Source organism: Streptomyces sp. NPDC054883, from assembly GCF_053610645.1.
The window spans coordinates 21,202-33,088 of the sequence record NZ_JBSGYT010000032.1 but is presented as its reverse complement, the minus strand read 5'-3'; the positions used below and the strand labels follow the sequence as shown (position 1 = coordinate 33,088).

Genomic DNA, 11,887 nt, shown 5'->3' with positions numbered 1-11,887 from the left:
GTTCGGGGGCTCCTTCAGCCGCGTACGGCCGCGATCGACTCGGCGAGGGCTGCGGGGACGTCCGGGACCAGGGTGTGCGCCCCGTCCCGTACGAGGTGCCGGCCGCCCACGACCGTGTGGCGCACGTCCGCCGCGGAGGCGGCGAATACGGCCGTCTCGGCGCCCAGTCGGGGCAGCGGCCCCGCGGTCCTGACGGAGTCCAGGGCGAGCGTGGTGAAGTCGGCGAGGGCGCCCGTCTCCAGGCGGCCCGCGTCGGGGCGGCCGAGGGCGGCGTGGCCGTCGGCGGTGGCGGCGGTGAGCAGGGCGTTCGCCGTCCAGTGACCGCGGGTGCGGCTGCTCAGGCGCTCGTTCAGCTCCATGGCGCGGGCCTCTTCGAGCAGATCGATCACCGCGTGGCTGTCGCTGCCCAGGGAGAGCGGGCTGCCCGCCTGCTGGAGCCGGCGGGCGGGGCCGATGCCGTCGGCGAGGTCGCGTTCGGTGGTGGGGCACATGCAGGTGCCGGTGCGGGTTCCGCCGAGGAGGCCGATGTCGAGGTCGGTGAGGTGGGTGTTGTGGACGCCGGTGGTGCGGGGGCCGAGCACGCCGTGTTCGGCGAGGAGCTCGGTGGGGGTGCAGCCGTGGGCGGCCTGGCAGGCCTCGTTCTCGGCGGTCTGCTCGGAGAGGTGGACGTGCAGCGGGGCCTGCTGCTCGTCGGCCCAGCGGGCCACGGTGGCGAGCTGGGACGCGGGGACGGCCCGGACCGAGTGGACGGCGGCGCCGATCAGGGCGTGCTCGCGGGGGCGCAGGGCGCTGACGCGCTCGGCCCAGGCGTCGGCGGTGCCGTCGGAGAAGCGGCGCTGGTGGGCGCTCGGTTCCTGGCCGAAGCCGGCGGAGAGGTACGCGGTGTCGAGGAGGGTGATCCGGATGCCCGCCGCGGCCGCCGCCTCGATCAGGGCCTCGCCCATCGCGTTCGGGTCGCTGTAGGAAGCGCCGCCGGGCGCGTGGTGGAGGTAGTGGAACTCGCCGACGTTGGTGATGCCGGCCAGGGCCATCTCCGCGTACACCGCGCGGGCCAGCGCGAAGTAGGTGTCGGGGGTGAGCTTCTGGGCGACCTGGTACATGAACTCGCGCCAGGTCCAGAAGGTGCCGCTGCCGACCTGGACGAGGGAGCGCAGGGCCCGGTGGAAGGCGTGGCTGTGCGCGTTCGCCAGGCCGGGGAGGGTGAGGCCGCGCAGGACCTCCGCGCCGCGCGGCGGGGCGTGGACCTCCCTGGACAGCCCGGCGATCCGGCCGTCCTCGGACACCTCCAGGGCGACGCCCGGCTCGACGTGGGTGCCGAGCCAGGCGTGTTCCAGCCAGTACGTCTTCAGCGGCACGCGAGACCTTCCAGTACGTCGGCGAGGGCGAGGACTCCGGCGACGCAGTCGTCCTCGGCGGCGAACTCCCGGGGCGAGTGGGAGACGCCGGTGGGGTTGCGTACGAACAGCATGGCGGTCGGGACGGCGGCGGAGAGGATTCCGGCGTCGTGTCCCGCCCCGGTGCCGAGGACCGGGACGGCCCCGCCGAGGATCCGGTTCAGCTCGTCGCGCAGCGCGTGCTCGAACTCGACGACCGGGGTGAAGGACTCCCGGACCACGGCCAGGTCGATGCCGTCCTGGCCGGCGCGCTCCTGGGCGGCCTTCTCGATGGCCGTGACGACCGTGTCGAGGGTCGTCTGGTCGGCGGCGCGGGAGTCGAGCCAGCCCCGGACGAGCGAGGGGATGGCGTTGACCCCGTTGGGCTCGACCGCGATCTTGCCGAAGGTGGCGACGGCGCCGGCCAGGGCCGCCTCGGTGCGGGCGGCCAGGACGGTCGCCGCGTACGTGAGCATCGGGTCGCGCCGGTCCACGAGCCGGGTGGTGCCGGCGTGGTTGGCCTCGCCGCGGAAGTCGAAGCGCCAGCGCCCGTGGGGCCAGATCGCGGAGGCGATGCCGACGCGGTCGCCGGACAGGTCAAGCGCCCGCCCCTGCTCGACGTGCAGCTCTACGAAGGCGCCGATGCGGGCCAGGCGCTCGGGGTCGGCCCCGATCGCGTCGGGGTCGTATCCGGCGGCTTCCATGGCGCGGGGCAGGCTCACGCCGTCCGCGTCGCGCAGCTCGTACGCCTTCTCCTTGGTCAGCTGTCCGGCGGTGAGCCGGGAGCCGACGCAGGCGAGGCCGAAGCGGGCCCCTTCCTCGTCACCGAAGTTGGTGATGGCCAGCGGCCTGGCGAACTCCGCACCCCTGCGGCGGAGTTCGTCCAGGGCCGCGAAGGACGACACCACGCCGAGGGGGCCGTCGAAGGCGCCGCCGTCGGGGACGGAGTCCAGGTGCGAGCCGGTGACGACGGCGTCGCCCGCGAGGGGGTCGCCCAGCCAGGCCCACTGGTTGCCGTTGCGGTCGGTCTCGTACGCCAGCCCGCGGGCCAGCGCCTGCTCCCGGAACCAGGTCCGGCAGTCGGTGTCGGCTCCGGTCCACGCGTACCGGCGGTATCCGCCGGTGTCCGCGTGGCGGCCGATGGGGGCGAGTTCGTTCCACATGTCGTGGAAGGAGCGGGCGCCGCCGGGCGCCGCCGGGGCCGGGGCTCCGGCGGCGCCGTGGTCGGGGGTGTGCGAGGTCACGCGTCGTCGCCCTCGCGCATCGGGACGCGCACGCCGCGCTCGTCCGCCACCGTCTCGGCGATGTCGTAGCCGGCGTCGACGTGGCGGATGACGCCCATGCCGGGGTCGTTGGTCAGGACGCGGCGGATCTTCTCGCCCGCCAGCTTCGTGCCGTCGGCGACCGAGACCTGGCCGGCGTGGATGGAGCGGCCCATGCCGACGCCGCCGCCGTGGTGGATGGAGACCCAGGAGGCGCCGGAGGCGACGTTGACCATGGCGTTGAGCAGCGGCCAGTCGGCGATCGCGTCGGAGCCGTCGAGCATGGCCTCGGTCTCGCGGTACGGGGAAGCCACCGAACCGCAGTCGAGGTGGTCGCGGCCGATGGCGAGCGGGGCGGCCAGCTCGCCGGAGGCGACCATGTCGTTGAAGCGCTCGCCGGCCTTGTCGCGCTCGCCGTAGCCGAGCCAGCAGATCCGCGCGGGCAGGCCCTGGAAGTGGACGCGTTCGCCGGCCATCTTGATCCAGCGGTGCAGGGACTCGTTCTCGGGGAAGAGTTCGAGCATCGCCTTGTCGGTCTTGTGGATGTCCGACGCCTCGCCGGACAGCGCCGCCCAGCGGAAGGGGCCCTTGCCCTCGCAGAACAGCGGCCGGATGTAGGCGGGGACGAAGCCGGGGAAGGCGAAGGCACGGTCGTAACCGGCCAGCTGGGCCTCGCCGCGGATGGAGTTGCCGTAGTCGAAGACCTCGGCGCCGGCGTCCATGAAGCCGACCATGGCCTCCACGTGCGTGGCCATGGACTCGCGGGCGCGGGTGGTGAAGCCCGCCGGGTCCTTGGCCGCGTAGTCGGCCATGTCGTCGAAGGCGACGCCGGTCGGCAGGTAGGCGAGCGGGTCGTGGGCGGAGGTCTGGTCCGTCACGATGTCGATCGGGGCGCCCTCGGCGAGCATCTGCGGGAGCAGGTCCGCCGCGTTGCCGAGCAGGCCGATGGAGAGCGGCTTGCGGGCGTCGCGCGCCTCGACCGCGAGCTGGAGCGCGTGCCGCAGGTTGTCGGCCTTCACGTCCAGGTAGCGGTGCTCGATGCGGCGCTCGATGGCCCGGGGGTCGACGTCGATGCAGATCGCGACGCCGTCGTTCATCGTCACGGCGAGCGGCTGGGCGCCGCCCATGCCGCCGAGGCCGGCGGTGAGGGTGATGGTGCCGGCGAGGGTGCCGCCGAACTTCTTGGCTGCGACGGCGGCGAAGGTCTCGTAGGTGCCCTGGAGGATGCCCTGGGTGCCGATGTAGATCCACGACCCGGCGGTCATCTGCCCGTACATGGTCAGGCCGAGGTGCTCCAGGCGGCGGAACTCCTCCCAGTTGGCCCAGTCGCCGACCAGGTTGGAGTTGGCGAGCAGGACGCGCGGCGCCCACTCGTGCGTCTGCATCACGCCGACCGGACGGCCGGACTGGACGAGCATCGTCTCGTCCTGCTTCAGCGTGCGCAGGGTGCGGACCATCGCGTCGTACGAGCGCCAGTCGCGGGCGGCCTTGCCGGTGCCGCCGTAGACGACGAGCTTGTCGGGGTGCTCGGCGACCTCGGGGTCGAGGTTGTTCTGGAGCATCCGCAGGGCGGCTTCCTGCTGCCATCCCAGGGCGCTGAGCTCGGTGCCTCGCGCGGCACGTACGGGGCGGGGTCCTGACATGGCGGGTGCCTCCTCCGATGTTGGTCAATCCATTCACATCCTCGCTGTATGAATAGATCCAGTCAACAGCTGCGGGCCATCGCGCCGGATGATGGGATGGCGGACATGGCTTCAGACGAGGCGTACGAAGCGGTGTCCGACGGCCGGGCGGAGGCCGCCGCCCGGCGGCGGGACCTGGCCGTCAGGGCGGCCGTGGAACAGGGCCTGGTGGGCGGGACAGAGTCGGCCGAGCCGCTGGTCTGCCTGCTGGACACCGCCGGGATCCGCGCCTCCGCCGGGGCCCTGACCAGCGCGTTCGCCTCGGCGCTCGCCCCCGGCACGCCCGTCCTGCACGCCTTCGCGGTGAAGGCCGCCCCACTGGTCCCGGTGCTGCGGCTGCTCGCGGACGCGGGGATCGGCTGCGAGGTGGCCAGCCCCGGGGAGCTGGCGCTCGCCCGGGCGGCGGGGGTGGCGCCCGGCGCGACCGTCCTCGATTCCCCCGCGAAGACGGTGGCGGAGCTGCGCGAGGCGCTCGCCCTCGGGATCGCCGTCAACGTGGACAGCCGGCAGGAGCTGGAGCGGCTGGACGCCCTGGTGGCCGCGGCGCCGACCCGCTCGCCGGTCGGCGTACGGGTCAACCCGCAGACCGGCGCCGGCACGATCGACGCCCTCTCGACGGCGACCGCCACCTCCAAGTTCGGCTTCCCGCTGCGCGATCCGGGGGCCCGCGCCTGGCTGGTGGGAGCCTTCCTGGACCGGCCGTGGCTGACCCGGCTGCACACCCACTCCGGGTCGCAGGGCGTGCCGCTGGCGCTGATCGCGCAGGGCGTACGGGAGCTGCACGCCCTGGCGGAGGAGATCAACGCGGCGGCCGGCCGCCGCCAGGTCGACACCCTCGACATCGGCGGCGGCCTCCCCGTGAACTTCGCCTCGGACGCCGCCACGCCCACGTACGCGCAGTACGTGGCGGCGCTGCGAGAGGCCGTCCCGGCCCTGTTCGACGGCGGCTACGGCCTGGTCACCGAGTTCGGGCGGTCCCTGCTGGCCAAGCACGGGCTGGTCCTGGCGCGGGTCGAGTACACGAAGGCGACGGGCGGCCGGCGCATCGCGGTGACCCACGCCGGGGTCCAGCTGGCCACCCGTACGGTGTACGCCCCGGCCTCCTGGCCGCTGCGGATCCTCCCGTACGACGCGAAGGGCACCCCGCTGACCGGCCCGCCGCTCGCCCAGGACGTGGCGGGTCCGGCGTGCTTCGCGGGAGACCTGCTGGCCACGGCGCGGGAGCTGCCGCAGCTGTCGGCGGGGGACCTGATCGCGGTGCCCGACACCGGCGCCTACTTCTTCACCGCCCACTACGGCTACAACAGCCTCCCGCGCCCGGCGGTCCACGGCTTCACGGTGACCGGTGCCGACGGGATCCGCTTCGCCCTGGCCCGCCCGGCGCAGTCCCCGGCCTCGATCGTCACGGAGGCGGGCGGCGACCAGCGGGACGCCCTCCGGCAGTAGCCGCGCCGGACGGGGGTGCCGGGCACCGCCGTCACCCCCCGGCCATCACTGCCCGGTCATCACTCCACGAACAGGCCGCGGGACGCCGCCCGGGCGTCGAAGGCCTCCAGCCGGGCCTGGGCGTCGGGCAGGGCGTCGGCCATGGCCTCCAGCAGGACCCGGCCCAGCAGCATCGGCGCGCACGCGGTGTCGAAGGCCAGCCCGGTACCCACCGGCGCCGGGATCAGCAGGTCCGAGTGGCGCGCCACCGGGGCGAAGGCGGAGTCGGCGACCGTCACCACGCTCAGCCCGGCCGCTCGCCCGTGGTCCAGCGCTTCCACCACTTCCCGCGGATGCCGGGGCAGGGCGAAGCACAGCAGCGCCGAGGCCCCGGCCGCCACCGCCGCGTCGATCCGGTCGGCGAGCATCGAGCCGCCCTCGTCGAGCAGCCGTACGTCCGGATGGACCTTGGCGGCGAAGTACGCGAAGCCGCGCGCCTGCGAGGACGCGGCGCGCAGCCCCAGCACCGGCAGCGGGCGCGACCCGGCCAGCACCCGGCCGGCTTCCTGGACGGGCGCGGGGTCGGCGAGCATGGCCGAGAGCCGGCGCAGGTTCTCGATCTCCCCCTGGACGGCCTGCTGGTACTCGTTGTACGGGTCCTCCTGGCCGCCCTCCGGCCGCTCGGCCGGGGCGACCTCGCGCAGGTGGCGGCGGAGCGCCGGGTACCCGTCGAAGCCGAGCGCCACCGCGAAGCGGGTCACCGACGGCTGGCTGACCCCGGCCAGCTCCGCGAGCTCCACGCTCGACAGGAAGGGCACTTCCGCGGCGCCCCGCACCATGCAGTGCGCGATCCGCCGCTGGGTCGGCGTCAGCCGGTGCCCTTCGAACAGCTTCTGCAGCCTCGCGGCCGGGCTGTCGCTCATCCCGTCCCCTCCGTCCCCGTCCCGGTGATATTCAGTCACCGAGCACTCTGCATGTGGTTATGCAGGACGGCAAGCCGCGGACCGTCCGGCGAGACGGGGGCTAGCCCCAGTGTCCGGGCGCGCGGGGGTTCCTACGGTGGGCGCATGGAGCGCCAGGAGCTGAAGAAGGAACTCGACGCCACGTTGGACGCGCGGAGGGAGCTGGGGCCGGAGTACGAGGCCGCGCTGGTGGATTCGTTCGTGGACAAGATCCACGCCCAGGTCAGACGCCGGCTGGCGGAGGAACGGCTGGCGACGGCCCGCGGCGACGACCCTGCCGGGTCCGCGGCGGACGGCGGCAACTTCGGCGAACGGTTCGGCTTCGCCATCATCACGCTGGTGCTGGCGATCCCGCTGACCGCCATCGCCGCGACGCAGGCCCATCTGACGGGCCTGCTGGTCTGCTGGGCGGGAATCGTGGCGGTCAACTTCGCCCACGCCGCCAAAACCTTCCCCCACCGCACGCGTCGCCACCCCCCGGCCTGAGCCAGAGGCCCCGCGGGGGCACGGGCGAGTCAACCGGGGCCCTTCGGGCCGGTACCCCTGCCCGGGCTAGCCCTCCGGGGCGAAGGCCCGCCGGGCGTGGGCCCTTGCCCGAAGCCGGCACGGGCGAGTGAGGCGAAGGGGCGCGCCTGGGGAACAGGGGCTTCGCGCGGAAGACCGCGAGGAACGAGCGGTATGAGCACGTAGACCCTGCGAGCCAGGCTGAAAGCGCCCCGGGGCCGAACCGAGCCCACAACAAAAGAGGAGAGGCGCGGGAACCGCCGCACCCCCGGTTGCCCGGGGGGCGGGACGACGGCGGTTCCCGCGCGGGACACGGGCCGGGTCAGGGCCGGCCGCGTCCGTGGCGTTCACGCGGTCCGGGAGCCGCTCCGGAAGTACGCCAACGCCGTTCGGTGGTGTCGGCGGGGACGTCTGCCGCTCCCTGCCGACAACCACCACTGTGCCGGATCCGTGTTAAGCCGGTGCTGCCGTCACGTGTCGGGCCCGTACCGTTCGGGCGACGGGCAGCTCCGGCCTACTTGCCCGACTTCGCGAGGAACGCGAGCAGGTCCTGGCGGCTGACGACGCCCGTCGGCTTGCCCTCGACCAGCACGATCGCCGCGTCCGCCTCGCCCAGCACCGCCATCAGCTCGGCCACCGGCTCGCCGGAGCCGACCTGCGGCAGGGGCGCGCTCATGTGCTTCTCCAGCGGGTCGCCCAGCGAGGCCCGCTGCGCGAACAGCGCCGCCAGCAGCTCCTTCTCGACGACGGAGCCGATGACCTCGGCGGCCATCACGTCCGGGTGACCGGCGCCCGGCTTGACGATCGGCATCTGCGAGACGCCGTACTCGCGCAGCACGTCGATGGCCTCGCCGACCGTCTCCTCGGGGTGCATGTGGACCAGGGACGGCATGGCGCCCTCCTTGTCCGCGAGCACGTCACCGATGCGCGCGGACGGTCCGGCCTCCTCCAGGAAGCCGTGGCCCGCCATCCACTCGTCGCTGAAGATCTTGCTCATGTAGCCGCGGCCGCTGTCGGGCAGCAGGACGACCACCACGTCGTCCGGGCCCAGGCCCTCGGCGGCCTTGAGCGCCGCGACGACCGCCATGCCGCAGGAGCCGCCGACCAGCAGGCCCTCTTCCTTGGCGAGACGACGGGTCATCTGGAAGGAGTCCTTGTCGGACACCGCGATGATCTCGTCGGTGACGTTGCGGTCGTAGGCGCTCGGCCAGAAGTCCTCGCCGACGCCCTCGACCAGGTAGGGGCGGCCGGAGCCGCCCGAGTAGACGGAGCCCTCGGGGTCGGCGCCGATGACCTTGACCTTGCCGCCGGACACCTCCTTGAGGTAGTTGCCGGTGCCCGAGATCGTGCCGCCCGTGCCGACGCCGGCCACGAAGTGCGTGATCTTCCCGTCCGTCTGCTCCCACAGCTCGGGACCGGTGGTCTCGTAGTGCGAGCGGGGGTTGTTCGGGTTGCTGTACTGGTCGGGCTTCCAGGCGCCCGGCGTCTCGCGCACGAGGCGGTCGGAGACGTTGTAGTACGAGTCCGGGTGCTCGGGGTCGACGGCGGTCGGGCAGACCACCACGTCGGCGCCGTACGCGCGCAGCACGTTGATCTTGTCCAGGGACACCTTGTCAGGGCAGACGAAGATGCACTTGTAGCCCTTCTGCTGGGCCACGATGGCGAGTCCTACGCCGGTGTTGCCGCTGGTCGGCTCCACGATGGTGCCGCCGGGCTTGAGGGCACCGCTCTGCTCGGCGGCCTCGATCATCCGGACGGCGATCCGGTCCTTCACGGATCCACCGGGATTGAAGTACTCGACCTTCGCAAGGACGGTGGCCTGCAGGCCTTCGGTCACACGGTTGAGCTTCACCAGCGGGGTGTTGCCGACGAGGCTGATCATCGAGTCGTGGAATTGCACCATGTTCTCCAAGGAGGGGACTCCACGGGTTCTCCGGGAGGTCCGGCCAGAGTATGCGGAAAGGGATTGGCCGACCGGCTCTACGGGGCAGGAAGGTCATCGGGGCAGGAGGAAAGCGAGGTGCCCAAAGGTGTCCAGGGCGAGGACGGCCCGCCGGATCGCGGCGGGCGCGGCGTACGGCGGCGGCGGGCTCGGGCTGCTCGGGGTCGCCGCGGTGGGGCTGGTGCTCGCGGAGGTCCAGTTCGCCAAGCGCACGGTGGGCACCGGCCTGCCGGATCCGCCCCGCGCCGACGGGGTGTACGGGAGCGAGTTCGGTGGTCCCGAGCTTAGTCCCGGTCCGCTGCGGCTGGGCATGCTCGGCGATTCCACGGCCGCCGGTCTCGGCGTCCGGCGGGCGCGGCAGACACCGGGCGCCCTGCTGGCCTCGGGCCTGGCGGCGGTGGCCGAGCGGCCGGTCGAGCTGCGCAACGTGGCCCTTTCGGGGGCCAGGTCGGACGACCTCGACCGGCAGGTGGGCCTGCTGCTGGACGGGGACGCCCCCGCCCCCGACGTCTGCGTGATCATGATCGGCGCGAACGACGTGACCCGCCGGATGCCGCTCACCCAGTCGGTCCGGCTGCTCACCGCGGCGGTACGCAGGCTGCGGCTGGCGGGCTCCGAGGTGGTCGTCGGCACCTGCCCGGACCTGGGCACGATCGAACCGGTCTACCAGCCGCTGCGCATGCTGGCCCGGCGCGTTTCGCGCCAGCTGGCGGCCGCCCAGACGATCGGGGTGGTCGCGCTGGGGGCCCGTACGGTCTCGATGGGGGACCTGCTGGGGCCGGAGTTCGCGGCGAACCCGCGCGAGATGTTCGGCCCGGACTCCTACCACCCGTCGGCGGAGGGGTACGCGACCGCCGCCATGGCCGTCCTGCCGACCCTCTGCGCGGCGCTCGGGCTCTGGCCCGGGGCGGACCGTCTCGACGTGTCCCGGGACGAGGACCTGCTGCCGGTGGCGGAGGCCGCTTCGGCCGCGGCCGGGGAAGCGGGCACGGAGGTCACGCCCGCCCGCGGCCCGTGGGCCCTGCTCAAGCACCGGCGGCGCCGGCGGGTGCCCGAGTCCGAGCCCATCGGCCAGCCGGCCGAGGCCGGCGAGCCGGGCCGCCCCGGCGAGGCCACCGGGGACGCCGAGGGTACGGACGCCCCCGTACCCAGGCCCTGATCCGCGGCCCGGAGCGGCCGCCGGGAGGGATCCTGGAGGCACGGCCGCCCGCTCGGACCCGGCCGGGCCGCCCGGTGCGGTCCTCATCACACCGCGAGGCCGGTGACCTCGACGGTACGGGCCGGTAACTTCACATGCTGGTCCGGTACGAGCCGCAACGCACCCCCTTGGAGCCCCGATGCCCGAAGCAGTCATCGTTTCCACCGCCCGCTCGCCCATCGGGCGCGCCTTCAAGGGATCCCTCAAGGACGTCCGACCGGACGACCTGACCGCCACGATCATCCAGGCCGCCCTCGCCAAGGTCCCCGAGCTGGACCCGCGCGAGATCGACGACCTGATGCTGGGCTGCGGCCTGCCGGGCGGCGAGCAGGGCCACAACCTGGGCCGCATCGTCGCCGTGCAGATGGGCATGGACCACCTTCCGGGCTGCACGATCACCCGTTACTGCTCCTCCTCCCTCCAGACCTCGCGCATGGCGCTGCACGCCATCAAGGCGGGCGAGGGCGACGTCTTCATCTCCGCGGGCGTCGAGATGGTCTCCCGCTCGGTGAAGGGCTCCTCCGACGGCCTGCCGGACACCCACAACCCGCTCTTCGCCGATGCCGAGGCCCGGACGGCCGCCGTGGCGCAGAGCGAGGGCGCGTCGTGGCACGACCCGCGCGCGGACGGCCTGGTCCCGGACGCGTACATCGCGATGGGGCAGACCGCCGAGAACCTGGCCCGGCTGAAGGGCGTGACCCGCCAGGACATGGACGAGTTCGGCGTGCGCTCGCAGAACCTCGCCGAGGAGGCCATCAAGAACGGCTTCTGGGCGCGCGAGATCACCCCGGTCACCACCCCGGACGGCACGGTCGTCGCCACGGACGACGGCCCGCGCGCCGGCGTCACGCTGGAGGGCGTGCAGGGCCTCAAGCCCGTCTTCCGCCCCGACGGCCTGGTGACGGCCGGCAACTGCTGCCCGCTGAACGACGGCGCCGCCGCGCTGGTCATCATGAGCGACACGAAGGCGCGGGAGCTGGGCCTGACGCCGCTGGCCCGGATCGTCTCCACGGGCGTGACCGGCCTCTCGCCCGAGATCATGGGTCTGGGCCCGGTCGAGGCCTCCAAGCAGGCCCTCAAGCGGGCCGGTCTCACGGTCGGCGACATCGACCTCTTCGAGATCAACGAGGCGTTCGCCGCCCAGGTCATCCCGTCGTACCGGGACCTGGAGATCCCGCTGGAGAAGCTGAACGTCAACGGCGGGGCCATCGCGGTCGGTCACCCGTTCGGGATGACCGGCGCGCGCATCACCGGCACCCTGATCAACAGCCTCCAGTTCCACGACAAGCAGTTCGGCCTCGAAACGATGTGCGTGGGCGGCGGCCAGGGCATGGCGATGGTCATCGAGCGGCTGAGCTGAGCCGGAGCGGAGGGTAGGGGTGCCCCGAGGAACGAGGGGCGCACCTGCCCGCAGCGGTGGCGAAGCCCAGCGCGACCACGAGCCCGAGCGGCTGAGCTGAGCCGGAGCGGAGGGTAGGGGTGCCCCGAGGAACGAGGGGCGCACCTGCCCGCAGCGGTGGCGAAGCCCAGCGCGACCAC

At 73.5% G+C, this 11,887-nt stretch carries 9 protein-coding genes; 4 read left to right on the top strand and 5 right to left on the bottom strand.

What is annotated here, in order from left to right:
• Positions 1-14: 14 nt before the first annotated feature.
• From ACWGH1_RS22875 to hutU, 3 genes are all read right to left on the bottom strand, one after another.
• The gene (locus ACWGH1_RS22875) at positions 15-1,355 is read right to left on the bottom strand and encodes a formimidoylglutamate deiminase (protein WP_453356640.1); all 1,341 of its coding nucleotides are present in this window, start codon (positions 1,353-1,355) and stop codon (positions 15-17) included.
• A complete protein-coding gene (locus ACWGH1_RS22870) occupies positions 1,346-2,536 on the bottom strand; it encodes an allantoate amidohydrolase (protein WP_453408971.1) in 1,191 nt (396 codons plus the stop codon). Before ACWGH1_RS22870 ends, ACWGH1_RS22875 begins: the two co-directional genes overlap by 10 nt.
• Positions 2,537-2,613: 77 nt before the next feature.
• On the bottom strand, positions 2,614-4,278 hold the full coding sequence (gene hutU, locus ACWGH1_RS22865; RefSeq protein WP_453353660.1) for a urocanate hydratase: 1,665 nt from the start codon (positions 4,276-4,278) through the stop codon (positions 2,614-2,616).
• 105 nt (positions 4,279-4,383) lie between these two features.
• Between hutU and ACWGH1_RS22860 the strand changes: the two genes are divergently transcribed.
• A complete protein-coding gene (locus ACWGH1_RS22860) occupies positions 4,384-5,763 on the top strand; it encodes a diaminopimelate decarboxylase (RefSeq protein ID WP_453353659.1) in 1,380 nt (459 codons plus the stop codon).
• A gap of 59 nt (positions 5,764-5,822) precedes the next feature.
• Here ACWGH1_RS22860 and ACWGH1_RS22855 read toward each other — a convergent pair whose 3' ends face one another.
• Positions 5,823-6,665, bottom strand: coding sequence for a MurR/RpiR family transcriptional regulator (locus ACWGH1_RS22855; RefSeq protein ID WP_453353658.1), 843 nt, complete (start codon positions 6,663-6,665; stop codon positions 5,823-5,825).
• A gap of 144 nt (positions 6,666-6,809) precedes the next feature.
• On the opposite strand from ACWGH1_RS22855, the gene ACWGH1_RS22850 reads away from it, so the two are divergent.
• A complete protein-coding gene (locus ACWGH1_RS22850) occupies positions 6,810-7,190 on the top strand; it encodes a hypothetical protein (protein WP_453353657.1) in 381 nt (126 codons plus the stop codon).
• 532 nt (positions 7,191-7,722) lie between these two features.
• Here ACWGH1_RS22850 and ACWGH1_RS22845 read toward each other — a convergent pair.
• Complete coding sequence (locus tag ACWGH1_RS22845; protein ID WP_453353662.1) at positions 7,723-9,108, bottom strand: cystathionine beta-synthase; 1,386 nt, start codon at positions 9,106-9,108, stop codon at positions 7,723-7,725.
• A gap of 130 nt (positions 9,109-9,238) precedes the next feature.
• Here ACWGH1_RS22845 and ACWGH1_RS22840 point away from each other — a divergent pair, with 130 nt between their 5' ends.
• Positions 9,239-10,309, top strand: coding sequence for an SGNH/GDSL hydrolase family protein (locus ACWGH1_RS22840; protein WP_453353656.1), 1,071 nt, complete (start codon positions 9,239-9,241; stop codon positions 10,307-10,309).
• A 178-nt stretch (positions 10,310-10,487) separates the two neighbouring features.
• On the top strand, positions 10,488-11,708 hold the full coding sequence (locus ACWGH1_RS22835; RefSeq protein WP_453353655.1) for an acetyl-CoA C-acetyltransferase: 1,221 nt from the start codon (positions 10,488-10,490) through the stop codon (positions 11,706-11,708).
• The last annotated feature ends 179 nt before the right edge of the window (positions 11,709-11,887 follow it).